The 25,857-nt window shown below is 60.3% G+C and carries 20 protein-coding genes; 10 read left to right on the top strand and 10 right to left on the bottom strand.

Annotated elements, in window-relative coordinates; translation table 11 throughout:
- Positions 1–215: 215 nt before the first annotated feature.
- Both guaA and guaB read right to left on the bottom strand, forming a co-directional pair.
- Positions 216–1,796, bottom strand: a complete 1,581-nt coding sequence (gene guaA, locus GWQ31_RS05340) for a glutamine-hydrolyzing GMP synthase (protein ID WP_131730798.1) — start codon at positions 1,794–1,796, stop codon at positions 216–218.
- An 83-nt stretch (positions 1,797–1,879) separates the two neighbouring features.
- Complete coding sequence (gene guaB / locus GWQ31_RS05335; protein ID WP_017412971.1) at positions 1,880–3,343, bottom strand: IMP dehydrogenase; 1,464 nt, start codon at positions 3,341–3,343, stop codon at positions 1,880–1,882.
- A gap of 785 nt (positions 3,344–4,128) precedes the next feature.
- Between guaB and GWQ31_RS05330 the strand changes: the two genes are divergently transcribed.
- From GWQ31_RS05330 to GWQ31_RS05320, 3 genes are read left to right on the top strand one after another with little or no spacing between them, the layout of a single operon-like run.
- On the top strand, positions 4,129–4,878 hold the full coding sequence (locus GWQ31_RS05330) for an energy transducer TonB (RefSeq protein WP_275908847.1): 750 nt from the start codon (positions 4,129–4,131) through the stop codon (positions 4,876–4,878).
- A gap of 2 nt (positions 4,879–4,880) precedes the next feature.
- Entirely contained in the window at positions 4,881–5,633 is a 753-nt protein-coding gene (locus GWQ31_RS05325) for a MotA/TolQ/ExbB proton channel family protein (RefSeq protein WP_275908831.1), read from the top strand.
- Positions 5,633–6,055 (top strand): biopolymer transporter ExbD, encoded by a 423-nt coding sequence (locus tag GWQ31_RS05320; protein WP_219598913.1) that lies wholly within the window; start codon positions 5,633–5,635, stop codon positions 6,053–6,055. Before GWQ31_RS05325 ends, GWQ31_RS05320 begins: the two co-directional genes overlap by 1 nt.
- Positions 6,056–6,343: 288 nt before the next feature.
- On the opposite strand, the gene GWQ31_RS05315 is transcribed toward GWQ31_RS05320, so the two are convergent.
- Positions 6,344–6,910: a cytochrome b gene (locus GWQ31_RS05315; protein ID WP_275908830.1), complete on the bottom strand. Its 567-nt coding sequence runs from the start codon at positions 6,908–6,910 to the stop codon at positions 6,344–6,346.
- 316 nt (positions 6,911–7,226) lie between these two features.
- On the opposite strand from GWQ31_RS05315, the gene xseA reads away from it, so the two are divergent.
- Entirely contained in the window at positions 7,227–8,597 is a 1,371-nt protein-coding gene (xseA, locus tag GWQ31_RS05310; protein ID WP_275908829.1) for an exodeoxyribonuclease VII large subunit, read from the top strand.
- 65 nt (positions 8,598–8,662) lie between these two features.
- Here the strand turns inward: xseA and hutW are convergent, their stop codons facing one another.
- On the bottom strand, positions 8,663–10,030 hold the full coding sequence (gene hutW, locus GWQ31_RS05305; protein WP_275908828.1) for a heme anaerobic degradation radical SAM methyltransferase ChuW/HutW: 1,368 nt from the start codon (positions 10,028–10,030) through the stop codon (positions 8,663–8,665).
- A gap of 262 nt (positions 10,031–10,292) precedes the next feature.
- On the opposite strand from hutW, the gene GWQ31_RS05300 reads away from it, so the two are divergent.
- Complete coding sequence (locus GWQ31_RS05300; protein ID WP_265421488.1) at positions 10,293–11,888, top strand: methyl-accepting chemotaxis protein; 1,596 nt, start codon at positions 10,293–10,295, stop codon at positions 11,886–11,888.
- A gap of 93 nt (positions 11,889–11,981) precedes the next feature.
- Here GWQ31_RS05300 and aroG read toward each other — a convergent pair whose 3' ends face one another.
- The 5 genes from aroG to GWQ31_RS05275 form a co-directional block, all read right to left on the bottom strand.
- Positions 11,982–13,037 (bottom strand): 3-deoxy-7-phosphoheptulonate synthase AroG, encoded by a 1,056-nt coding sequence (gene aroG, locus GWQ31_RS05295; protein ID WP_169046001.1) that lies wholly within the window; start codon positions 13,035–13,037, stop codon positions 11,982–11,984.
- Between the two features lie 238 nt (positions 13,038–13,275).
- On the bottom strand, positions 13,276–14,559 hold the full coding sequence (aroA, locus tag GWQ31_RS05290; RefSeq protein ID WP_058394033.1) for a 3-phosphoshikimate 1-carboxyvinyltransferase: 1,284 nt from the start codon (positions 14,557–14,559) through the stop codon (positions 13,276–13,278).
- Positions 14,560–14,730: 171 nt separating this feature from the next.
- Positions 14,731–15,819, bottom strand: a complete 1,089-nt coding sequence (gene serC, locus GWQ31_RS05285; protein WP_005315304.1) for a 3-phosphoserine/phosphohydroxythreonine transaminase — start codon at positions 15,817–15,819, stop codon at positions 14,731–14,733.
- A gap of 224 nt (positions 15,820–16,043) precedes the next feature.
- A complete protein-coding gene (locus GWQ31_RS05280) occupies positions 16,044–16,973 on the bottom strand; it encodes an FAD-binding protein (RefSeq protein WP_113721526.1) in 930 nt (309 codons plus the stop codon).
- 94 nt (positions 16,974–17,067) lie between these two features.
- Complete coding sequence (locus GWQ31_RS05275; RefSeq protein WP_275908827.1) at positions 17,068–17,820, bottom strand: electron transfer flavoprotein subunit beta/FixA family protein; 753 nt, start codon at positions 17,818–17,820, stop codon at positions 17,068–17,070.
- Positions 17,821–17,946: 126 nt separating this feature from the next.
- Here GWQ31_RS05275 and GWQ31_RS05270 point away from each other — a divergent pair, with 126 nt between their 5' ends.
- The 3 genes from GWQ31_RS05270 to GWQ31_RS05260 all read left to right on the top strand — a co-directional run bounded on the left by GWQ31_RS05270 (position 17,947) and on the right by GWQ31_RS05260 (position 21,542).
- A complete protein-coding gene (locus tag GWQ31_RS05270) occupies positions 17,947–19,596 on the top strand; it encodes an electron transfer flavoprotein-ubiquinone oxidoreductase (RefSeq protein WP_275908826.1) in 1,650 nt (549 codons plus the stop codon).
- A gap of 386 nt (positions 19,597–19,982) precedes the next feature.
- On the top strand, positions 19,983–20,930 hold the full coding sequence (gene corA / locus GWQ31_RS05265; RefSeq protein ID WP_005315297.1) for a magnesium/cobalt transporter CorA: 948 nt from the start codon (positions 19,983–19,985) through the stop codon (positions 20,928–20,930).
- A 150-nt stretch (positions 20,931–21,080) separates the two neighbouring features.
- Positions 21,081–21,542, top strand: a complete 462-nt coding sequence (locus GWQ31_RS05260; protein WP_219598905.1) for a DUF2919 domain-containing protein — start codon at positions 21,081–21,083, stop codon at positions 21,540–21,542.
- 15 nt (positions 21,543–21,557) lie between these two features.
- Here GWQ31_RS05260 and GWQ31_RS05255 read toward each other — a convergent pair whose 3' ends face one another.
- Positions 21,558–22,310 (bottom strand): hypothetical protein, encoded by a 753-nt coding sequence (locus tag GWQ31_RS05255; RefSeq protein ID WP_275908825.1) that lies wholly within the window; start codon positions 22,308–22,310, stop codon positions 21,558–21,560.
- 256 nt (positions 22,311–22,566) lie between these two features.
- Here GWQ31_RS05255 and GWQ31_RS05250 point away from each other — a divergent pair, with 256 nt between their 5' ends.
- Entirely contained in the window at positions 22,567–23,805 is a 1,239-nt protein-coding gene (locus GWQ31_RS05250) for a siderophore amonabactin export MFS transporter (RefSeq protein ID WP_275908824.1), read from the top strand.
- Between the two features lie 57 nt (positions 23,806–23,862).
- A complete protein-coding gene (locus tag GWQ31_RS05245) occupies positions 23,863–25,836 on the top strand; it encodes a siderophore amonabactin TonB-dependent receptor (protein WP_169045994.1) in 1,974 nt (657 codons plus the stop codon).
- Positions 25,837–25,857 lie beyond the last annotated feature (21 nt).

The following is a 25,857-nucleotide window of genomic DNA, read 5'->3' as shown; positions in this document are numbered from 1 at the left end:
CCACGATCGCCGCCTCACAGCACCGGTCTCAATTGGCATGGCAGAGCCTAGTACCGGATCCGCAAAGCGCCTCTGTCATATCTGACAGGGGCGAAGAGGTCCAAAAGCGGCTAATGAGCAGAAAATTGAGGCGCAAACGATTGGAAAAAGAAAAGACGCCGCAAGGGCGTCTTTTTTGCATTTTTATGCTCGAAGGGCAGAAGGGCGCGAGCCGCTTATTCCCATTCGATTGTTGCAGGCGGCTTGCCAGAGACGTCGTACACCACGCGGGAGATGCCATTGATCTCGTTGATGATGCGGTTCGACACATGACCCAGGAAGTCGTAGGGCAAATGGGCCCAGTGGGCAGTCATGAAGTCGATGGTTTCGACGGCGCGCAGGGCAATCACCCAGTCGTACTTGCGGCCATCGCCCATGACGCCAACGGAGCGCACCGGCAGGAAGACGGCGAACGCCTGGCTGACCTGGTTGTAGAGGTCGGCCTTGCGCAGCTCTTCGATAAAGACGGCGTCGGCGCGGCGCAAGATATCGCAGTACTCTTTCTTCACTTCGCCAAGGACGCGCACGCCCAGACCCGGGCCCGGGAAGGGGTGACGGTAGAGCATGTCGTAGGGCAGACCCAGCTCCAGACCGACGCGGCGCACTTCGTCCTTGAACAGCTCGCGCAGCGGCTCGACCAGACCCATCTTCATCTCGGCCGGCAGGCCGCCGACGTTGTGGTGGGACTTGATGACGTGGGCCTTGCCAGTCTTGCTGGCGGCCGATTCGATCACATCCGGATAGATGGTGCCTTGTGCCAGCCAGCGGGCATTTTTCAGCTTCTTGGCTTCGTCGTCGAACACTTCGACGAAGACGCGGCCGATGATTTTGCGCTTGGCTTCCGGCTCAGCTTCACCTGCCAGGGCGGAGAGGAAGCGCTCTTCGGCTTCGACCTTGATGATGTTCAGACCAAAATGATCACCAAACATCTCCATCACCTGCTCACCCTCGTTCAGGCGCAGCAGACCGTTGTCGACGAACACACAGGTCAGGCGATCACCGATGGCACGGTGTACCAGCATGGCAACCACGGAGGAGTCGACACCGCCGGAGAGGCCCAGGATCACTTCATCGTCACCCACCTGCTCGCGGATGCGGGCAACGGCGTCGTCGATGATGGTGGCCGGGGTCCACAGGCATTCGCAGCCGCAGATGTCCTTGACGAAGTGCTCCAGCATGCGGGCCCCCTGACGGGTGTGGGTCACTTCCGGGTGGAACTGCACGCCGTAGAAGTGCTTGGACTCACAGGCCATGGCGGCATGGGGGCAGGTGGCAGTCTGGGCTATGGTGGTGAAGTCGGCCGGGATGGCGGTGACCTTGTCGCCGTGGCTCATCCAGACGTCCAGCAGCGCATTGCCGTTGGGGGCGATGGCATCTTCGATGCTGCGCAGCAGGGCATTGGTCTGGCCCAGCACTTCAACCTGGGCATAACCGAATTCACGTTCGGTGGAGGATTGCACCTTGCCACCCAGCTGTTCGGCCATGGTCTGCATGCCGTAGCAGATACCGAACACAGGCACACCGGCGTTGAACACATACTCGGGGGCACGGGGGCTGCCAGCCTCGGTCACGGACTCGGGGCCGCCAGAGAGGATGATGCCGCTCGGATTGAATTCGCGGATCTGCTCTTCGGTCACGTCCCAGGCCCACAGTTCGCAGTAGACGCCGATTTCACGGACACGGCGGGCGATAAGCTGGGTGTACTGGGAACCGAAATCCAGGATCAGGATACGGTGCTGGTGAATGTCTTTAGTCATTTTATTCCTGCATCAGGCTGATGTTGTAACAAAAGGCTCGGGGATAAAAACTGGTGGAGAAACGGGGCCGCAGCCCCGTTTTATCAGCCCATCCGATAGTTGGGGGCTTCTTTGGTAATGGTCACATCGTGGACGTGGGACTCTTTCATCCCGGCGCCGGAGATGCGCACGAACTCGGCCTTGGTGCGCATGTCGTCGATGGTGGCGCAGCCGGTCAAGCCCATGGAGGAGCGCAGGCCGCCCATCTGCTGGTGAATGATCTCTTTGAGGCGGCCCTTGTAGGGTACGCGCCCTTCGATCCCTTCCGGCACCAGCTTGTCAGCGGCGTTGTCGGTCTGGAAGTAACGGTCGCTGGAGCCCTTGGACATGGCGCCCAGAGACCCCATGCCACGGTAGGACTTGAAGGAGCGGCCCTGATAGAGCTCAATTTCGCCCGGCGCCTCTTCGGTACCGGCGAACATGGAGCCCACCATGACGCAGCTGGCGCCAGCGGCGATAGCCTTGGCCACGTCGCCGGAGAAGCGGATGCCGCCATCGGCAATCACGGGCACGCCAGTGCCTTCCAGCGCGTCAACGGCGTCGGAGATGGCGGTAATTTGGGGCACACCGACACCAGTCACGATGCGGGTAGTACAGATGGAGCCCGGGCCGATACCCACCTTGACCGCATTGACGCCAGCGGCGACCAGCGCCAGGGCGCCAGCGGCGGTTGCCACGTTGCCACCGATGATTTGCAGCTCAGGATAGGCATCGCGGGTCGCCTTGATGCGATCCAGCACACCCTGGGAGTGGCCATGGGAGGAGTCAATCAGCAGCACGTCCACACCGGCTTCCACCAGGGCGGCGACACGCTCTTCGTTGCCGGCACCGGCACCGACGGCAGCACCGACCCGCAGGCGACCGCGCTCGTCTTTACAGGCGTTCGGCTTGCGTTCGGCTTTCTGGAAGTCTTTGACGGTGATCATGCCCTTGAGTTTGAAATCGGCGTTGACCACCAGCACTTTCTCGATACGGTGCTTTTGCATCAGGGCAACCACCTCTTCACGAGGAGCCCCTTCACGCACTGTCACCAGACGATCTTTCTGGGTCATGATCTGTTCGACTGTCTGGGAGAGATCGATCACGAAGCGCACGTCGCGGCCGGTGATGATACCGACCAGCAGGTTGCCCTCGGTCACGACCGGGTAGCCGGCGAAGCCGTTCTTGTGGCTCAGCTCCTTGACCTGGGCAATGGTCATGTCAGGGCGTACTGTGACGGGGTCAGTGACCACGCCGCTCTCGTACTTCTTGACCTTGCGCACTTCTGCAGCCTGCTGCTCGATGGACATGTTCTTGTGGATAAAGCCAATGCCCCCTTCCTGGGCCAGTGCGATAGCCAGACGGGCTTCGGTCACTGTGTCCATGGCAGCGGAAATCATGGGGATATTCAAGCTGATAGAGGATGTCAGCTGGGTACGCAGATCGGCAGTATTGGGAAGAACATCGGAGTGGGCGGGAACCAACAGTACATCGTCGAAGGTTAACGCTTCTTTGGCAATCCTGAGCATGGCAATATCTCACCGTTGAGGAAGTGGGGGTGTAAAATATTGCCGACGAAGTTTACTCACCGATTGGTCACTGGTAAAGAAGTTTTTTGAATTTTTTATGGCGTAGCCCGTGTTTGACGTGCCAAGGGGCCAAAAAACCAAGATTATCAGTCCTAAAAGGGCACTTTGGGGGCAGAAAAGTTGCCAGACTGCTGTTTTATGCAAAAAGTGCCCGACGACTTTTTCTTGCCAACGGCTGCGCCCCCTTCCCCACTCCCGTCCCTCAACGGCATCCCTCTCCTCGCAAACCGGAGCATGAGCCGACAACACAAGATCCTCATCTCCCATACCTGAATACGATTGTGAATATATTAATCAATATCCATTTAAAATAATGACCATCAGCTGTCACTATCTATCACCAGATCCTCATTGATTATCTCTGACAAGATAGACAACAAAACAAACGCTATTTTTGATGTTCAAAAAGCCATCAAACAAACAAATATAAAAATCCTCACCAGAATATTTAAGCGCCTTGACTTGCTCATGAAAAATCGAACTAAAAATAGAGAGGTTTAATTAATTTTATAATTTCACCTGACCCCTCTCGCGTCTTTTCATTCCAGCATTCGCTCTGAACAGGCCCCCTGATCGACGCTGAAACTTGCACCACATGATTAAAACGCGATTGATAATAGTTATTGTTTGAGGTGCTGAATATGGGGCATGCTGCCGCCATTGGGGCCTGCTTTCAGGGCTTAACGCACACTTTTGAGTATCAATATCCGGAGGATAGAGAAGTGATGGAGGCTTGTAATCCGAGGCCAGCGCTGACCGCTGACAACCCTGGTTCGGTCCGCCTGTGTTGCCTTGCCATCACTGTCGTCTTGCACCTGGCTGTTTTGTGGCTGATATATGAAAACCGCCCCGCAGCCATCACGCCCCCCCTGCCGCTGACCCTGTCTGCCCGCTGGGTCGGCGATGCCAGCGTCAATGACTCACCGGCCAAAGCGGCAGCGGCGGCAATCCCAACTCAAGCTGTCGTTAAAAAACCGGTACCCGCCCAAAAGCAGGCAGTTCAAAAACCGGCCAGCAAGCCCATTCCCAAACCGGTACCCAGACCACCAACCCCCAAGGCCACTCAGGTGGCCAGGGCAGAACCGGTCGCGGCGCCCCCGGCCTCCGCCACGCCGGTGGCTGCCAATGCCCCACAAGGCGACAGTGGCAGTGCGCCGGTCAAGTCTCAGCAGAGCGGCAGCGGGGCTGGCAGCAGCGCACCCATCGCTCGTGATCCGCGGTTGAACAACCCTGAGCCACCTTATCCCTATGAATCCAGAAGAAGAGGTGAGGAAGGACGCGTCATCCTGAAGGTGCGGGTGGCAGCCGATGGCACCGCCTCCTCGGTAGAAGTAGATAAAAGCAGCGGTTATCGGCGGCTGGATATGACGGCACGCAAGACGGTCAGTCGCTGGCGCTTTATTCCCGCCAAACAGAACAATGCGGCCGTCGAGGCCTGGACAAAGGTCACCATTCTCTTTCAATTAAGGGCTTAACTATGGATCCGGAAATAACAAGTAACGGTATGGGGGTTTACCATCTACTCAGTCAAAATACCGGTGTGGGACTGCTTCCCTTTATTTTGCTGGTGTTGATGTCCCTCGGCACCTGCTATTACACCCTGCTGAAAATAGTGCTGGGTCAGCGCGAGCGCCGCCTCAACGCACAATTCGTGACCCGCTTCTGGCAGCACGAAAGCGTGCAGGATATGGAGCGCCAGCTGGCCCATCTCCCGCCGCAGGAGGCCTATGGGCGTGTGACCAGCACGGCGCTGGCTACGGTGGCGCAACTGAACCGGGCCGGGGAGCGGACAGTGTCGCTCAAGCTGGGTTCACCGGACGAGTATCTGTTGCGGGCACTGCGCCAGGCCATTACCCATGAGCGGGTACGGCTGGAACGGGGCCTTGCCTTCCTCGCCTCGGTAGGTTCGGCAGCCCCCTTTATCGGGCTGTTCGGTACCGTCTGGGGTATCTATCATGCACTGCTGGCCATAGGTGCGGCAGGCCAGAGCAGCCTGGACAAGGTGGCAGGCCCCGTGGGTGAGGCGCTGATCATGACCGGCTTTGGCCTCGCCGTCGCCCTGCCGGCTGTGCTTGTCTACAACTTCTTTGTACGGCGCAATCGCCTGAAATTGGCAGCGCTTGAGGCCTTTGCCTACGACCTGTTTGCCCTGCTGGTGACGGGATTTGAACAGAGCGCCTCCAACGTGACCCAGCTGGCCGAGCGGGAAACCGGCAAGGGGCGCAGATAATGGCATTTGGCAAATTGTCGGACGACGGGGACGATCAGCCCCTCTCCGAGATCAACATGATCCCCATGATCGACGTCATGCTGGTGCTGCTCATCGTCTTCATGATCACGGCCCCCTTGCTCACCAATGCGGTCAAGCTCGAGCTGCCGGAGGCCAGCAGCCAGCTCAATCAGCCGGAGAAGGAGGACATCACCCTCGCCATCGATGGCACCGGCAAGATCTACTGGAACGACAAGGAGGTCGATGAGGCCGCCCTGCTCGCCCAGATGGAGACTGCCGGCAAGGCCGAGGGGGAGCTGCCCGAGATCCAGCTGCGCATCGACAAGCGGGTCGAGTACGGCATCATCGCAAAAGTGATGGCGCAGGCGTCCCAGCATGGATTGCACAAGATTGCCTTTGTCAGTCAGCCTGACGGCAAGTAATGGGACAGAGGAGGGTCATGTCAGAAGCAGGAGCCAGATAGCTGCTCCTGCCGCGCACCGGATTAAGACAGCGGCCATCGTCTTATCCCGGCGCAGCCAGGACAGACAACAGGTATTCCATTGAACCTATATACCCCATCCAGTACGGCGACAGGCCGTGAGTCGCGGGTTTTTACCATCCCCCCATCTCAACAACACCAAGCCAGTAACAACAACCCTTGCCCTCCTCTTTGCCGCTGCACACCCGACCACCTGATATTTCCCGCGACCCAACCCCCATAGAACCGGTTATTTCCGGCCAAGCATTCGCAGCAAGGTAAGGTCTTTATCCAACAGGTGATGTTTTAACGCCCCGACAATATGAACCAGCAACAGGGCCAGCATGATATAGGGCAAATAAACATGGACGGCATGGGCAATATCCCGAATGGATTCACTGTATGGAATGACATTGGCAGGATCATTGATATCTGGATTCATCGGGATAATAAACCCACCAAACAGGGCAACGCCACGCCCGGCCGCGCCGGAATAGCAGAGACCTGAAACCGGAATAAGCAGGGTTGAAACAAGCAATCCCCAATGGATCGCCTTGGCAGCCAATGCCTCGTAAGCGGGATATTGGCGAACTGGCGTCGGCCACCCTTTGCCAAGACGGATAATGGCGCGTGGCAGGATCAATACCAGTGCAATGACCCCCAGAGATTTATGCAGGGCGTAGAGATCCCATATTTCAAATTTCACCATCAGATAACCCAGCAGGGTCAAGTCAATCATCAGCAAGGCAACCGACCAGTGCAGCAAGCGGGTCGTCAAACTTAACGGGATCGAGCTTAACGAGATCGAGGAATTCATGAGCTACTCCAAACAGGGTTGTTGATCACAACGCGGCCACAGCCGGTGGTGTCGCAGATATCAGTGGCATCGAGACGATACCGCAAGATGTACAGCTGCTGCGGTCGCTGGCAATCTTGCCGGAAAACATGTTACTCGCCCCCATGGCCAAGCGCGTTTCCAATCTTGCTCTTCTGCCGCTTGCTCCTGGCAGATGACCCCTCTCTTTGCAAAGGCATGTCACCATTGCCATCCTTCGCTCCCGCCCCCCGTTTCGGGTTAAGATAGCGGCCATCGTTTTATCCCGGCGCAGCCGGAGCAGACCAGAGGTGCGCCATTGAACCGATATACCCCATCCAGTGCGGCGAACGGCCGCGAGCAGCAGGTCTTTACCGTCACCCGCCTCAACAGCGCCGTGCGCATGATCCTGGAGCAGGATCTGGGGCTGGTGTGGCTGACGGGGGAGCTCTCCAATCTGGCGATGCCAAGCTCGGGCCACTGGTACTTCTCGCTAAAAGATCTGGGCGCCCAGGTGCGCTGTGCCATGTTCAAGGGCAACAACCGCCGGGTGGCATTTCGCCCGCAGGATGGCATGCAGGTGCTGGTGCAGGCCAGAGTCTCCCTCTATGAGCCCCGCGGCGACTATCAGCTCATCATCGAATCGATGCAGCCCGCCGGCGATGGCGTGCTGGCCCTGCGCTTTGAAGAGCTCAAGCGCCGGCTAGGGGCAGAAGGATTGTTTGACGAGGGCCGCAAACGGCCGCTACCTCGCGAACCGCGCGCCGTGGGGCTGGTCACCTCCGCCACCGGCGCCGCCCTCCACGACATGCTGACAGTGCTCAAACGCCGCGCGCCGGATCTGCCCATCTTTATCTACCCGACACAGGTGCAGGGCAGCGCCGCCATCAGCCAGATAGTCGCCGCCATTGCCCTGGCCAACCACCGCGCCGAGGTGGATGTGCTGATCGTCGGTCGCGGCGGCGGCTCTCTTGAAGATCTCTGGTGCTTCAACGAAGAGGGGGTAGCGCGCGCCATCGCCAACTCTGCCATTCCGGTGATCAGCGCTGTGGGCCATGAGGTGGATGTCACCATCAGCGACTTTGCCGCTGATCTTCGCGCCCCCACACCATCGGCTGCCGCCGAACTGGTGGCACCGGATCAAAGCGCTCGCGCCCAGCGCCTCGCGCATCTGTGGCAGCGACTGGTGCAGGCGATGAATCGCTACCAAACCGCCGCCCGCCACGGCTTTGTGCTGCTGCAAAAGCGGCTCGACCATCAGGATCCCAAACGTCGACTGGAGCAGCAATCCCAACGTCTCGACGAGCTCTCCGCCCGCTTGCAGCAACTGCTGAACCAGCGGCTGCATCAGGGGGAGCGGCGCCTCGCCAACCTCGAACTTCGCCTGCAGGCCAAAAGCCCGGAGCGGCTGCTGGCAATCGGTCGTCGTCGCCACCAACTGGCCGAGGAGCGGCTGCATGCACTTATCGCCAAGCGCCAGGATCAGGCCAGCCATCGCCTCGCCATGCTGACTGCCCGCCTCGACGGCGTAAGCCCGCTCGCCACCCTGGGGCGCGGTTACTCCATCACCCGCACCCAGAGCGGCGACGTGATCAACCGCGCGGCTCAGGTGAACGCCGGGCAAACTCTGGTCACCACGCTGGCGGAAGGGCACTTGCAGGTACGGGTAGAAGAAGTGCACAACCGATAACTGAACACGAGGGCGCTTTGCAGCGCCCCCGTTTCATCCCCTTCCCTTTCGTTGACGCCTGTCCGTCACACCAGTGAGTGGCGCACCATGTCGGCCGGAGCCGGCACCGCATCAGATCCCGCCAGCGGATTGAGTTGCAAGTACTCGAACAAGCCCGCCTGCAGATTGACGTTCCAGAAACGCCCCGCCAGGGTCAACACAAGCTTGTCCTCCGTCAGCGCTACCAGCCCGTGCAACTGCCAAGCCTGAAAGAGCGGCAGCAGATGGGCCCTCAGCGGCGCGGGCAGGCGATCCAGCGTCAACCTGCCGCTGTCGAGGGCACCGCGCAGCAGGCCGTCCATAGGAGCATTGGGGTTCTGCCCCATCACCATGCCAGGCGCTCGCACACCGCCAGCCAGCGCCTCGTGCCAGAGGGCCAGATCCCGGCCATACATGAGGCCATGGCCATGCACGTTGCCTCCGGCCCCCGCCCCGAAGGGAAGGATCGCGGCACCGCGCTTGGCCATCTGGTTGTAGCGGCTCTGCTCGGCATCGCCGCGCCGCCAGTGACTGCAGGAGAGCCGCTGCCAGCCGCCCTGCTCCAGCGTCTGGGCGCCGTAGGCATACATGGCGGCCCGTTGCTGACCATCGGCCGCCCAGCCCAGTTTGCCGCTCGCCTCGGCCCGCTCGAGGTTGGTACCCGCCATGGGGATGAGCTGATAGAGATCCACGCCCTGTACCCCGCTTGCCATCACATCCGCAATATCCTGGCGCCACACGGCATCATCCTGACCCGGCAGACCGAAGATGAGATCCGCCACTATCACGGCCGCATCATCTTGGGTCAGCTCGCCGAGACGGGCCAGCAGGGTCTGCCTGTCATCGAAGCGGGCCGCCTGCTGGCGCACCCGGGTGTCAAAACTCTGTACCCCGAACGAGAAGCGGTTGAAGCCCCCCGCCAGCGCTGTCTGCCACTTGGCATCATCAAAACCGTTGAGGCGCCCTTCCAGGGTCACCTCGGCATCCAGGGTCAGTGGAAAGCGTTGAATCGCCCTGGCCAGCCTCGCCAGATCCTCGAGTGCCATGTCAGTCGGCGTGCCGCCTCCTACATAGACAGCCGAAAAGGGTCTGCTTTGGGCCAAGGGAGTATCCGCTGCCCGGTTCAGGCTGTCGCACAAGGCGGCCATATAGCGGCTCATGCGCGCCGGATTGGCGCCATTTTCGAAGAAATTGCAGAAGCTGCAGCGCTTTCGGCAAAACGGAACATGGATGTAAAGCGCACGCTCATCGGCCTGGCTCCCTTGCTGCCACCAGGCTTGCCAGCCTGCATCGTCGAGAGAAAAGGGGCGAATGCCACCCCGGCTGGCGTGGGCAGAGGTTTTGGCGCTGAAGGCAAACTTGAGAGGATCCGGTGTAGAGAGTCCGGTCATGGTCGGGGTCAGGTGTAATGTCATCGCTGGCTGGTTACCGCATGGAAATAATGCAAATGATAACCACTATCAATTAATGCCAAGTTTGTGCTGGATCAAACCAATCTCATCCAACTCACCTTTGCTACTCACTATTAACCTCTATCATGGATCCAGTTAACAGATAATTTACTCAAGATGAGGTAGGGTGTGCCGATAGAGAACCATCTCCCCCTCCCTGACGAGCGAGCGTGGGGAGAGTCGCCCACCATTGACGATCGCCCACCTGCGCATGGACCAACTAACTATGCAAAACCTGTCACTGAACTGGAAAATTTTTCTCCCTCTCACCCTGGTCATCGGCTGTACCTTCGCCCTCAGTTTCGAACTCTCAGCCTGGTTGCAGCGAGATCTTGCCATCAGGCTGGCCGGTGAAAAAGTCGACAGTGCTGCCAACACCTACATGGATCAACTCAACGTTCTCATGATGACTGGCGGCATGGCCAATCGACAAATCGTGCAGACCAAGCTCAAGAGCGAGGCCGGGATAGTCGAGGCCCGTCTGATCCGCGCCCCCGCCGTGAGCGATCTGTTCGGACCCGGCCACCCGGATCAGAAGGTGCAGGACAACCTGGATGAAAGAGCCATAGTTCAGGGAGAGACCATCCTTGAGCAGCAGGGCAACCAGCTCACCCTGATCAAACCCTTCAAGGCTTTCAAAGAGTATCGCGGCACCCAATGCACCACCTGCCATCAGGTACCGGAAGGCACCGTCATGGGGGCCGTGCGGATCAGTTACGATCTCAGCCACACCTTTGGCGAGATCCGCCATAACAACCTGATCCTGAGCGGCAGCCTGGTGGTGGTGTTCGGGCTCGGTTTCGGGCTGCTGGCCTGGGTGCTGCAACACTACATCAAGCGACCTGTGCGCCACCTGCAACTGACCATGACCCGCATGGCCAAGGAGCGGGATCTCTCCCTCCCCCTGCTCAATCCGAGCCAGGATGAGCTGGGCCAGATGACCCGCGCCGTCAGTGACATGGTGCAAGGTTTTCGCCACAGCCTGCAGGAGGTGGAGCACGCGACTCAGCAGCTCTATCAGGAGTCAAACCAGATCCGCCAGGTCGCCACCCAGACCGAAGGATCGGCCCGCCAGCAGGAGGGCATGACGACCCAGGTCGCCGCCGCCGTCAGCGAATTGGCCGCCAGCTCCCACGAGGTACGCGAGCATGCCCGCCACAGTGCCGAACTCTCCGCCCTCACCAACCAGGATGCCGCCAACACCAGCCGCCTCGCCCAGCACTCCATCACCGACATGGGAGAGATGTCGGCCGAAATTGAGCGGGTCGACCGGGTGATCCAGCAGCTCGACAGCCGCTGCCTGGCCGTCGACGGTGTGCTGGAAGTGATCAAGGGCATAGCGGATCAGACCAACTTGCTGGCGCTGAATGCCGCCATTGAGGCTGCTCGCGCTGGTGAACAGGGACGCGGTTTTGCGGTGGTCGCCGACGAAGTGCGGGCCCTGTCCAACCGCAGTCGCGCCGCCAGCGAAGAGATCTCCCAGATGATTGCCGCGCTGCAAAAAGAGGCACAGAGCGCCGTTGAGGTGATCGGGGATGCAAAATCCAAGGCAGATGAAAGCATTCACAAGACGGAAGCCACCCTGGCCGCCATGCAGAACATCATTGGCCGCATCGCCAGCATCAACGACCTCAATGCCCAGATGGCGCAATCTGCCGAGGAGCAGGACAGGGTTTGCAGCGAAGTGGACAGCTCGGTGAGCGACATTCGCAACACCTCCAACGACACCCTGGGTCAGGCCCACGCCGCCAATCTCGCCAGTATCCAGCTGGTAGAACAGTGCAAGAAGCTGGATCAGTTGCTCAAGACGTACCGCTGGTAAGACACAGCTGTACTCAGCAAAAGCGCGACCATGAGGTCGCGCTTTTTAGTTTCTTGCTGTTTGCCTGCGGGGCCAGCCGCGGGCGGGCACCGATCAGCCAGCGTTGCGGGTGGCCACCGCATCAGCCAGATTGCGCAGCAGCACTTCGGTATCGGCCCAGCCGATGCAGGCATCCGTGATGCTCTGACCGACGGTGAGCTCGCGCCCTTCCACCAGATCCTGGCGGCCTTCCACCAGATGGCTCTCCACCATGACGCCAAACACAGCCTTGCTGCCGGCACGCAGCTGACCGGCCACATCTTCGGCCACCAGCATCTGGTTCTTGAACTGCTTGCTGCTGTTGGCGTGGCTGAAGTCGATCATCACCTTTTGCGGCAGACCGGCCTTGTCCAGCCCCTTCACTACCTCGTCAACATGGGCGGCGCTGTAGTTTGGCTCGCGGCCACCGCGCAGAATGATGTGGCAATCCGGGTTGCCCCGGGTGGCGACGATGGCGGAGTGGCCATACTTGGTGACCGACAGGAAGTGGTGCGGCGCGCTGGCGGCACCGATGGCATCGATGGCCACCTTGATGGTGCCGTCGGTGCCATTCTTGAAACCCACCGGGCAGGAGAGACCGGAGGCCAGCTCACGGTGCACCTGGGATTCGGTAGTACGGGCACCGATGGCACCCCAGCTCATCAGATCTGCCACGTATTGCGGGGTGATCATGTCGAGGAATTCGGAGGCGGTCGGCAGCCCCATGTCATTGAGATCCAGCAGCAGCTTGCGACCGATGCGCAGGCCGTCGTTGATCTTGCAGGTGTTGTCGAGGTAAGGGTCGTTGATCAGCCCCTTCCAGCCCACTGTGGTGCGGGGCTTCTCGAAGTAGACTCGCATCACGATTTCCAGCTGGCCCTTGAGCTCGTCACGCAAGGTCTTGAGACGCTTGCCATATTCTAGTGCCGCAACCGGATCGTGGATGGAGCAGGGACCTATCACCACCAGCAGACGCGGATCTTCGCCGGTCAGGATCCGGTGAATGGCCTGACGGGATTCAAACACGGTAGATGAAGCTGTCTCGGTGGCCGGAAACTTCTCGAGCACCGCAACCGGGGGTAATAACTCTTTGATTTCACTGATACGAACGTCGTCGGTTTGATGCTGCATGACAAGGCTTCCTGCTAGATGACTGCGATAAAGAAACTTCAATCTAGCCCGCAGCAGAGACGGTGTAAATAGAAAATTACATCATCCATCAAGGAATTTTCTGAATGTGTCTTGCAAGTTTGGATAATGCTGCTAGTGCACTGTCTCAAAGCCGGACGAAAAGGCCAAATGCCTTGTGTGAAGAGATCCCTGAAAACAGGCCTGAAAAAAAGCCCGCGCAAAGGCGGGCCTCAAGGGATCAAACAGCCTGACTGATGTCGGCAAGCTTGTCGAAGTAATCCGGGAAGGTTTTGGAAGTACAACCCGGATCATTGATGGTGACGGCGGTATCGGACAGCGCCACCAGGGAGAAGCACATGGCGATGCGGTGATCGTTGTAGGTGTCGATCTCGGCGTGCTTGAGCTGGGTCGGTGGGGTCACGGTGATGAAGTCATGTCCCTCCTCCACCTCCACACCCAGCTTGCGCAGCTCGGTGGCCATGGCATGCAGACGATCCGTCTCCTTCACCCGCCAGTTGTAGATGTTGCGAATGGAGGTGGGCCCCTCGGCAAACAGTGCCGCGACAGCGATGGTCATGGCCGCATCCGGAATATGGTTCATGTCCATGTCGACGCCGTGCAGCGGGCCTTGCTCTGCCTCGATGAAGTCGTCACCCCAGGTGATGCGGGCGCCCATCTTCTCCAGCACGTCGGCGAAGTGGATATCGCCCTGAATGCTGTGCTTGCCGATGCCGGTCACACGCACCTTGCCCTTGATGGCACCTGCCGCGAGGAAGTAAGAGGCGCTGGAGGCGTCCCCTTCCACCAGGAAGTCACCCGGACTGACATAACTCTGGTTGCCCTTGATGTAGAACAGCTTGTAGTTGTCGTGCTCGATGACCACACCGAACTGTTTCATGATGTGCAACGTGATGTCGATGTAGGGCTTGGAGACCAGCTCCCCCTTGATGTGGATACGGGTATCACCGGCCGCCATGGGCGCCGCCATCAAAAACGCCGTCAGGAACTGGCTGGAGACGGACCCATCGACGTGTACGTCACCGCCCCAGAGACCCTTGGCATCCACCACCAGCGGCGGATAACCATCTTTTTTCAGGTACTGGATATGGGCACCTGCTTCACGCAAGGCATCCACCAGATGGCCGATGGGACGCTCCTCCATCCTGGGTTCACCACCCAGCATGTATTCACCGGATCCCAGACACAGGGCCGCACAGAGGGGACGCATGGCAGTACCGGCATTGCCGAGGAACAGATTGACCGGTGCCGATACCGCAAAGCTGCGACCCAGACCGTGCACTGTGCACTCTGTCTTGTCGGCGGAAAGCTTGTACTTGACCCCGAGCTGGGTCAGCGCCGCCAGCATATGACGAATATCATCGCTGTCGAGCAGATTGGTCAGCCGGGTGGTGCCACGGGCAAGGGCCGCCAGCAACAAAGCCCGATTGGATACGCTCTTGGAGCCGGGCAGATTGACCTCACCGGCCACACGAGAAATGGGTTCCAAACGCAACGAATTCATAGACTTCCTGTACTATCTCAATTAAATCACCTGACCGGACGTTAGCAGCCCGCGCCTTGCTCGGCAAGACCGCGCGTGGCACAAAAGCGGGCCAGACTCGCGGCCGATCAGGATCCACTGAAAAAACAGACGCCGGGGAGTCCCCAGCGCCTGCAATTGGGGAAAAACGCCTCAGCCGTGGCGCTTGGCAAAGCCATCCATAAAGCTCACCAGGGCCTTGACCCCTTCCAGCGGCATGGCGTTATAGAGGCTGGCGCGCATGCCACCGACGATGCGGTGCCCTTTCAGGGCCAACAGACCGGCGGCTTCGGACTCGGCCAGGAACTGCTTGTCCAGGGCGTCATTTTTCAGCTGGAAAGGTATGTTCATGCGGGAACGGCAGCTGACATCCACCTTGTTGCCGTAGAAGCTGGAATCGTCGAGGTAGCCGTAGAGGAAATCGGCCTTCGCCTTGTTGCGCGCGGCCATCGCCTCGAGCCCGCCCTGTTCTTTGAGCCACTCGAACACCAGACCGGCCAGATACCAGGCGTAGGTGGGCGGGGTGTTGAACATGGAGTCGTTCTTGGCAGTGAGCTGGTAGTCAAAAATCGAGGGCACGTCGGCTCTCGCCTGGTTCAGCAGATCGTCACGTACGATGGCGATGGCCAGCCCTGACGGGCCTATGTTCTTCTGGGCTCCGGCGTAGATGACCCCAAAACGGCTCACATCCATGGGACGGGAGAGGATGGTGGAGGAGAGATCGGCGACCAGGGGCACATCGCCGGTGGCCGGGATGTCGAACATCTCTATGCCATCAATGGTTTCGTTCGGGCAGTAGTGCACATAGGCTGCATCGGCGCGAAACGCCGGGCTCTGCAGCAAATGGGAGATCCCCTGCTCGTTCTTGGCAACCCCTTGCACCGTCTGGATATCACCATACTTGCGGGCTTCATCCACGGCACTCTGGGACCAGACACCGGTCAACAGGAAGTCAGCCTTCTTGTTCGCGCCTCCCAGTAGATTCATGGGTACGGCGGAGAACTGGCCGCGACCACCACCGTGCATGAAGAGCACCTTGTAGTTGTCCGGCACCGCCAGCAAGTCGCGCAGATCGGCTTCGGCCTTCTCGGCGACCGCCATATAAGGCTTGCCGCGATGGGACAGCTCCATGACCGAGGCTCCCAGCCCCTGAAAATTACAAAATTCGCGCTGGGCGCGCTCCATGACTTCAACCGGCAACATGGCTGGGCCGGCGCAGAAGTTGTAAATCTGTTTGCTCATGACGCTTTCCGTGAGTGGATGAGAGTAATCGATGACTTGTCTGGTTTTACACAAGAGCCGCCCCAGGATCAAAGGCTTTTTGGGAGCTGGCTCAAGCTTTTGTCACCCGGGTCAAGTCGGGCTGCCATCAAAAAAGCCCTGAACGGGTCAGGGCTTGCGGGGAATGTGCATGGAAATGGGGCTTTGCACGCATCCAAAGCAGCAAGCCCCCATTGTAGACAAGATCAGAGTTTGGCGGTGAGCTCGGGCAGCAGGGTGAACAGATCCCCCACCAGACCGTAGTCAGCCACCTGGAAAATGGGGGCCTCGCTGTCCTTGTTGATGGCCACTATCACCTTCGACTCCTTCATGCCCGCCAGATGCTGGATGGCCCCCGAGATGCCGACCGCGATATAGAGCTCGGGAGCGACCACCTTGCCGGTCTGACCCACCTGCAGATCGTTGGCCACAAAACCGGCGTCAACGGCGGCGCGCGAGGCCCCCACCGCCCCGCCCAGCTTGTCGGCCAGTGCCTCGATCAGGGCAAACTGCGCCTTGGAGCCAAGGGCCCTTCCGCCGGAGACCACGACCCGCGCAGCCGCGAGTTCCGGCCTGACGGACAACACGGCGCGGCGCTCGACCAGACGGATACGACATGCCACATCGGCCACCGGCAGCCGCTCAACCGCAGCCTGCCCAGTCCCGAACTCGGCTTTGGCAAAGGCGGTCGGCCTGATGGTCAGCACCTTGATGGGGGCCGAGCTCGCCACCCTGGCAATGGCGTTGCCCGCATAGATGGGGCGCAGGAAGGTATCGCCACTCTCTATGCCGATCACCTCGGAGAGCATCTCCATCCCGAGCCGTGCCGCTACCCGGGGCAACATATCCTTGCCCTGGGTGCTCGCCGCCATCAGGCAGTGCTGATAGTCCCGTGCAATATCAGACAGCAGGGGATCAACGCCGTCGTTCAACCCTTCCGCCAACATGGGATGCTCGGCCAGCAGCACCCTGTCCACTCCTTGCAGGCTGGCACCCTGCTCGCCCGCCTCGGTCAGTCCCTGGCCCAGCAGCAACAGATGCACCTCGCCGCCGAGCTGGCCCGCTGCCGTGACCAATTGGGCCACATTGTCGGCAAGCTTGCCCTGATGATGTTCAGCAATAACCAGTACGCTCATGGCTGCACCTTATCGTTAGCGACTCTTTCCGCCGCGCCAGCCCTTATCCCAGCCAGGGGGCGACACCCAATATGTTCCATCATGACCAGGATGCTCATGGCAGCACCTTGGCTTCGTTCCTGAGTTTATCCAGCAACTCGTCCACAGAGCCGACCTTGATGCCTGCACTGCGCACGGCTGGCGCCATCACACCGAGCAGCCGGGTGTGGCCGGCAGGTTCGACGCCAAGGGTCGCGAAGGGGGCACTCTCGAGTGGCTTGCGCTTGGCTTTCATGATGTTGGGAAGCGATGCAAAGCGGGGCTCGTTCAGGCGCAGATCCACCGTCACCACGGCAGGCAAGGGCATGCCGAGGGTCTCCAGGCCCCCGTCGATTTCGCGGGTCACCTGCAACTCCTCCTCCATCAGCTTGATGGCGGAGGCGAAGGTGGCCAGCGGCCAGTCGGTGAGGGCCGAGAGCATCTGGCCCACCTGGTTGTTGTCAGAATCAATGGACTGCTTGCCGAGCAGCACCAGTGATGGCTCCTCTTGCTCACACACCTTTTGCAGGGCGCGAGCAACCGTCAGCGGAGTGAGCGTCTCATCGGTTACATAGTGAAGGGCCCGATCCGCCCCCAGCGCCAGGGCATGGCGCAGCTGCTCGGCGGCCGCCTCAGGTCCGAAGGTCACCACCACCAGCTCGTTTGCGACACCGGCTTCCCGCAGCCGAACACCCTCCTCCACCGCGATTTCACAGAACGGGTTGATACCCATCTTCACATTGGCAAGCTCCACGTCGGAGCCGTCTCCCTTCACCCGGATCTTGACGTTGTAGTCGACTACCCGTTTGATCGCGACCAGCAGCTTCATGACGCGCATCCCTCGCTTTTCTTGAGTGAATCCATTGACGAACCCTCGCATTTTTTTGCTTACAATTGCTTTACGTTTACGTAAACTACCAGCACTACCCTAGGCCAAGTCGAGCGCAGAGGCAAGATGGAACGCGAAGCAATGGAATTTGATGTCGTCATCGTCGGTGGCGGCCCCGCAGGACTCAGTGCAGCCATCGCCCTGAAGCAGCACAATGCCGATCTCTCGGTCTGCGTGCTGGAAAAAGGAGCGGAAATCGGCGCCCATCTGCTCTCTGGCGCCCTGTTCGATCCCGTCGCCCTCAAGGAGCTGTTGCCGGACAGCTGGCAGCAGGCGCCCCTTGGCATCCCCGTCAACGATGATCAGGTTCATCTGTTGCAAAATGCGCGTCGCGCCCTGCAACTGCCCCACTGGGCCGTGCCGCCGCGCATGCACAATGATGGCAGCCATATCCTCAGCTTGGGCAACCTCTGCCGCTGGCTCGGTCAACAGGCCGAGCAGCTGGGAGTCGAAATATACCCGGGTTTTACCGCAAGCGAGCTCATCATGGAAGCGGGACGGGTGCGGGGTGTGATCACCGGCGATCTCGGGCTGGACAGAGCGGGCAATCCCAAATCGGATCACGTGCCCGGCATGGCGCTCCATGGTCGCTACACCCTGTTTGCCGAAGGTGCCCGCGGCCATCTGGGCAAGCAGTTGATCGCCGAGTTCAATCTGGAAAACAGCGCCCAGCCGCAGCATTACGCCATCGGTTTCAAGGAGCTGTGGCAGGTCCCCCCTGGCCAGGCCAAACCGGGCCAGGTGCTCCATGGCAGCGGCTGGCCACTGGCCGGGCTGCGCACCGGCAAGAGCCAGGGCGGCTTCTACCTCTATCATATGGATGGCAATCAGGTAGCAGTCGGGCTGATTGTCGATCTCAACTACAGCAACCCCTGGCTTAGCCCGTTCGACGAGTTCCAGCGCCTCAAGCACCATCCCCTCATCGCACAGACTCTACTGGGGGGCGAGCGCATCAGCTACGGCGCCCGCGCCATCACCAAGGGCGGCTGGCACTCCCTGCCCCGCATGCACTTCCCCGGTGGTCTCTTGATCGGCTGCGACGCCGGTACCCTGGATTTTTCCCGCATCAAGGGCATCCACACCGCCATGAAGTCGGGGATGCTGGCGGCGAAAACCGTCGCCATGACGCTGCGCGGCGGTGATGAGGGGGGCCGGGATCTGGCCGAGTATCAGGATGCGCTGCAACAGAGCTGGCTGGGGCAGGAGCTCAAAACCGCCCGCAACTTTGGGGCGGCCCTGCATCGTTGGGGCCCCTGGCTCGGCGGCGCCTTCAACTGGTTGGAGCAGCGGGGTGCCTCCTTCCCTCTGCTGGGCTCTATCACCCTGTTGGACAAGGAGCCTGACTACCGTCAGCTGCGCATGGCCAGCCGTTGTCAGCCCATCAGCTATCCCAAACCGGACGGCAAACTCAGCTTTGACAAGCTCTCCTCCGTCTATCTGGCCAACACCAGTCACGATGAGGATCAGCCCTGCCACCTCAAGTTGCAGGACTCGAGTATCCCGGTGGCGGTCAACCTGCCCACCTGGGCCGAGCCCGCCCAGCGCTACTGCCCGGCCGGGGTGTTCGAAATAGTGGAGAGCGAGAACCAGCCTTATTTGCAGATCAACGCGGCCAACTGCATTCACTGCAAGACCTGCGACATCAAGGATCCGAGCCAGAACATCATCTGGACACCACCGCAGGGAGGGTCCGGGCCCAACTATCCCAATATGTGATGAAGTGCAGCGATACCAAGAGGTGACATCAAAGATGCTCAGCCCCAGAACATCGTCTGGACGCCACCACAGGGAGGGTCAGGACCCCACTATCCCAATAGGTGATGCCTGTCCCCCCGGGTGGGCACCTGGCACAATGGGCAGTGAACAGGCAGTCACTTTTACGGCCGGATCCGCTGATCCGACCTCGCTGTTTTTTTGAGCGAACAGGCTGAACCTAGGATGAATAGGCCCTGACAAGCGCTCCCCGCCCCTGTATAGTTCGCCGCATTCAGGTTTTCCATCGGCCCGTTTCGCTTATCCACGGGATCGCTTTCTACGCGATCTAAGGCCGCATGACCTGTGCAACCATCCCTGATGACCCACGACTTTTTAAGGGGGGACAGATGATCACCGCCTACATTCTCAATAACAAGGTACTGGACATAGTCACGCTCGGGCCTGACGACATACTGCCTGACAACACCGTCTGGCTGGATGCCTACAAGCCGGACACGGCGGAGCGAGAATGGTTGACGGGCCTGTTTCTGGAAGAGGTCCCCGACAAGGAAGAGCTGGACGACATCGAAGCATCCGCCCGCTTTTACTGGGATACCGATGGTCTGCACATTCACTCCCTGTTTCCCCAGCGGATCGGTCGTGACACCAAGGGTGTCCACGTCTCCTTTACCCTGCGCAACAACCTGCTGATCAGCATCCGCGAGGATGACATCGGCCTGGTGCGCCTGCTGCGCCACTACATGCGCCAGGACAGGCTGGAAGTGGAGGATGCCCTCGACATCCTGCTGGAAGTGCAGAACCTCAAGGTGGAGTACCTCTCGGATCTCATCGAAGACGGTTACAAGACCCTGGAAAACACCGCCGATCAAATCTTCGAGCCGGATCAGATCAATCCCATGCTCAAGGAGTTGATGGCGCAGGAAGAGGCCAACGGCCAGATCCGTCTCTCCCTGCACGATACCCGCCGCGCCCTGCGCTTTCTCAAACGCAGCCTGCGCCAGCGCATGACGGGCGAGCAGAACAAGTGGATCGACGAGATGCTGCACGACGTAGAGTCCCTCTTGCCCCACACCCAGTTCCTGTTCGACAAGATCAACTTCCAGCTGGAGGCCTCCATGGGGGTCACCAATCTGGAGCAGAACAAGGTGATCAAGATCTTCTCGGTGGCCGCCGTAATTTTCCTGCCGCCCACCCTGATCGCCAGCATCTACGGCATGAACTTTGGTCGCATGCCGGAGCTGGCCTGGGAGTATGGCTATCCCATGTCGCTGGTGCTGATGGTGATGTCATCCCTCGGCACAGGCCTCTTCTTCAAGCGCAAGGGCTGGCTGTAACGCCGCCAGAAAGTGCGATAAAAAGAGACGATGGATTGGGGGGCACTGGCCCCCCGATTAATTCGTGTCACCCGGCACGCCTTGCAAAGGGCGCCACTCTGCCCCATATCCTCTTCATCATTTGCACAACCCAGGCGATAACGGGCGACCATGACCCTCTACCCCGAACACAGATATGACGATCACGGCCAGTTGCGCCCTCCCCTCTGGTTTTGGCCCATCGCCCTCTTGCTGACCCGCTCGGTCTGGCTGTTTCTGATGGCCGGGGTCACCCGCGAGAGCGGCAGCGAGATCCTGACCCTCTTCTATCCGGACAAGATCAGCCTCTACATCAGCCTGCTGACCGACGTGCCCGCCATGCTGGCACTGCTCGCCTTTGGCGGCACCTATCAGCAGACTGACAGCGTGCGCGCCTGGCTCAGACGCCGCAGCCGCGGCCTCTTGCTCTGCTCCACCATCAGCGGCCTGGTGATGCAGCTGCACAGCCTCAACCTGCAGAAATGGTCGTTCAGCTGGCCCACCGCTCTGGTGCTGATCGGCAGCCTCTGGGCACTCTGGTATCTGCTGCGCAGCCGCCAGATCCGCGAATACGCGGCCGATCAACCTCACTGAGCATGCAGGGGTCACTCATTGACGAGTGACCCGGATCTGCAGGGTCTGGCGATCGCTCTGAGAACTGCGGCCTCCCTGCAACTGGGTACCCAGGCTGCTCCCTTGCCCGGCCGAATTGGTGGATAACTCCCCTACCGTCAGCCACTGACCCGGGGCGCCGCTCACCTCGGTGGCATTCTGCCCCGTGGTGACGGTGCCCTGCTCCAGCCTGGCCTGCTCGCTGCTGAGCGCTATCTGCACCCTGTCCCCTATCAGGGTGGCGGTGGCGTAGAGACCGTTGATGAGCGGCATCAAGCCCACCACCTGACCACCGCGCCACTGATAGAAGGTGACCGGCTGGTAGGAGCCCATCTGCAGCAACACGGGCCGCCCCGACAGGCCGCGCACCTGCCAGCTGTCGTTCTGGCTGCGCTGGTATTGCCGGGCATTGCCCTCCAGCAGCCATTGCCGTTTGGCCTCGTCACGACTGATTGAGCCCCCCAGTTGCTGACCGCTGGCGGCGCCATCCACCCGCCATTCGACAAGCAGGCTCTGGGGCGGCTGGTTGAGTTTGGCCAGGGTCGCTTCGGCCTCCTGCAACTGGGCCGCACTGCCGCTCAGCACCAGCTGATTGCCCATGGCACTCACCCCGAGGTCCGGGTAGATCTCCTTGAGGGTCTGCACCATGGCCTCGGCCTCGAATACCGGGATCACCTTGACCTCGGCCCGCAGCGGCAGGCACCAAAACCCCCACAGCAACAAGATCCCGCTCCAACGCCACCTTGTCATCTCTCTCTCCTGTCCGGAAGCCCGGCTCACCGCTTCTGCCAGTCTGGCTATCACCATCATGATCCATCTGCCTTGCTTTTCAATGACTTTGCACCCCAGGGGCAATGGCGGCATGGGCCGGAGCGCCCCCCTTGGCAGCCTGCGAGCGGAAAGGACGGAGATAGATCAAATAACACAAATAAAAATGATTACCATTTGTTGTCACGTAAAAATCGCTCGGATACAATTCGGACTCATTTTTTCGAGCCCACTTCTGATGAAGCCAGCAAACGCCGTCACCACTACCCCTGCTGCCATCCATCTGGCGATGCTGATCAACATGCTCTCCATGGGCAGCATGATGATGGTGATGCCCCTTGGGCCGGATCTGGTCATCAGTCTCGGCATGCAACCGGAACAGACTGGTTATTTCAGCGGCGGCGCTACCCTGGGCGCTGCCCTGATGGGCCTCATCGCCGCCCCCTGGCTCGATCGCGTCAACCGCAAACCCGCCCTGCTGGTACTGCTGACCCTGCGCTTCTTGCTGCTGATGGCTTGCGCCCTGGTCCAGAACAGCCAGCAGCTGCTGATGCTGTTCATACTGTCCGGCTGCGTGGCCGGGCCCCTTTCCGCCATCCTGATGGCCGCCGTGCTGGACCTGGTTCCTCCGGCCGAGCGGGGCCGCCGCCTCGCCTATGTGGGGATGGCGTTCTCGCTGGCCGCCATCCTGATAGTACCTATTGCCCTCATCCTGGCCCAGTGGCTCGGCTGGCAGAGCCCCTTCCTGCTGTTCGGTGCTGGCGGCCTGCTGCTGGCGCTGCTGTGCGCCCTGCTGCTGCCCTCCCTGCCGGTCACCCGTTCTCCCCAGGGTAGCGGGCTGCGCCAGCTGCTGGGATCGCCGCTCTGCCAGGGCGCCCTGCTCATTCTCTCTTTGCAGATGTTCGGTCATTTCCTGCTGATCCCGCATTTTGCCAACTACTTCCAGTTCAACCTCGCCTTCCCCCGCGAGCAGATCGCCGCACTCTACCTGTGTGGCGGCCTTGCCAGCATGGCGACCATGCGGCTGTGCGGTGGCTGGATCGATCAGGGCCGGGCGCTGGCCGCCATTCTGATCACCAGCCTGTTGCTGGCCCTGATCACCCTGCTCGGCTTCGCCGCCCCCGTTGGCGTGCCCGTCTACCTGCTGTTTACCCTCTTCATGGCACTGAGCTCGGCACGATCCAGCACCACACTCGCCATCACGGCAGCCATTCCGGCCCCCCATCAGCGCGCCGCCTTCATGTCTTTTCAGGGCACAGTGACCAATGTGGCGGCGGGTCTCGGCAGCCTGATCTCGGCCAAGTATCTCTTCTCGGACAGCACTGGTGCCCTGCACGGCTTTGCAGGGCTTGCCTGGATCAATATTGCCTGCAGCCTGCTGGCCTGTGGTGGCGTCTGGCTCCTGCTCAAGGGACTGGCGCAGACAAGGAATAACAATAACCCCGCGTCTGGTACGGCCAGACAGGGAAGTCAGTAAGCCACCGGCCCCAGAGCCGGACCCCATAACCTCTGTTTTATTCATGGAGTTTTGACTATGCAGTTGCAGCCTGGCGTATTTCGCTTGAACCCGATTTTGCTCTCCCTCGGTCTGTTTGCCCTGCCGGGCCTGGCCCAGGCCGAGTTACCCAAAGCCAACGAGACCATGGTGGTCACCGCCACCCAGACCAAGCACACGGAACTGTCCGCCCCGGCCAGCGTCTCTGTGGTGACCCGCGCCGATCTGGACAAGATGAACGCCAACAACATAGGCGATGCCCTCAAGCATGTGCCGGGTGTCAACATCATAGGCACCAACCCCACGGGTCGCAGCGAGATCAAGATCCGCGGCATGGGTGGCGACTACACACTGCTGCTGATCAATGGCAAACGGGTCAACGCCCGCGAGACCCTGGGCAGCTCCTTTGGCAATGACTTCGACTTGAGCTCCATCCCCATGGCGGCCATAGAGCGCATCGAAGTGATCCGTGGCCCCGTCTCCTCCCTGTACGGTGCCGATGCCTTAGGGGGTGTGGTCAACGTGATCCTGCGCCAGGCCAAGGAGAAGACCGAAGCGGCCTTCGGCTACACCCACTCCATGCCCACCAAGGGTGACGGTGGCGATGCCAACCAGGGCAGCGCCTTCGTCTCCGGTGCCCTCATCGACAACAAGCTGCTGGGCAGCGTGGTGGTCGAAGGCTACCAGCGTGACCGCTGGCACAGCGATCAGTCCAACAACCTGGATGCCGATGCGCTGGAAAAACGGGAAGTGGTCAATGTGCTCTCCAGCCTGAAGTGGCTGGTCAGTGACAACCAGGATATCGATTTCGATCTGGGCTACAACCAGAACGACATGGACAGCTACTTCAACAACGTGCCCCGTGCCCCGACCGCACCGGCCACCCCGCACAACGTGCAAAAACTCGATCGCCTGAGCCTGGGGCTGACCCACAACGGACGTTGGGAACACTTCGACAGCCGCGCCCGCTACTACTTCGAGCAGACGGATCTGATGGATGACTCCCAGCTCAACGGCGGCGCCGCCGATGTCACCCAGACCAACCACACGGTCGATGGCCAGCTGAGCGGCTATCTGGGGGATCACCTGCTGACCTCGGGTGCCGAGATGCGCAAGACCGAGCTGGAGCACAGCCGCAGCATCACCAACGGCAGCGTGGATGCCAGCCAGAGCGCCCTCTATCTGCAGGACGAATTCAGCCTGGGGGATCTGGCGCTGACCCTCTCCGGCCGCCTCGACCACCACGAAACCTATGGCAACGAGTTCAGCCCGCGCGCCTATGCGCTCTACAAGCTGAGCGACGAGTGGGTGATCAAGGGTGGCGCCGGCAAGGCGTTCAAGGCACCGACCCTGGCCCAGTCCAGCGAAGGCTTCGCCACCACCGCCTGCCGTGGTGCCTGCAAGGTAGTCGGCAACCCGAACCTGAAACCGGAAACCGCCGTCAGCTATGAGCTGGGCACCGCCTACGAGAGTGAGCGTTTCGGCGCAGGTGTGACCGGCTTCCACAACGACATCGAAGATCTGATCCAGAGCGATCAGTGGGGTCCGGGCTACCGTCCGACCGTCATGACCTACCTCAACGTCAAGAAGGCACGGGTGAAAGGGCTGGAGCTGACCGGCTGGGTCGATGTACTGGACAACGTCAAGCTGACCGGTAACTGGAGCCTGCTGGATTCCCAAGACAAGAGCACGGGCGAGGATCTGGCCAAGACTCCGGATCACACCGGCAACCTCAGCCTGGATTGGCAAGCCACCGAGATCGTCAGTACCAACCTGGCCTGGCAATACGTGGGCAGCCAGTTCATCAAGGTGCCGATGCACAACTCCCAGGCGCTCAAGTCCAAGCACTATCAGACCCTGGACCTCAACACCAACTGGAAAGTCACGCCGGCGCTCGACTTCAAACTCGGCATCACCAACCTGACCAACACCCAGCGTGACCAGGTCGCCACCGACGCCGACTTCATTCTGGAAGGTCGCACCGTCTATGCCGGGGTGAATTACAAGCTGTAATCCCCCGTTCGGGAGCCCAAG

This window comes from Aeromonas sp. 2MA4 (genome assembly GCF_029237305.1).
Taxonomy (GTDB): Bacteria; Pseudomonadota; Gammaproteobacteria; order Enterobacterales; family Aeromonadaceae; genus Aeromonas; species Aeromonas salmonicida.
This window is presented reverse-complemented; position numbering and strand designations above follow the sequence as displayed.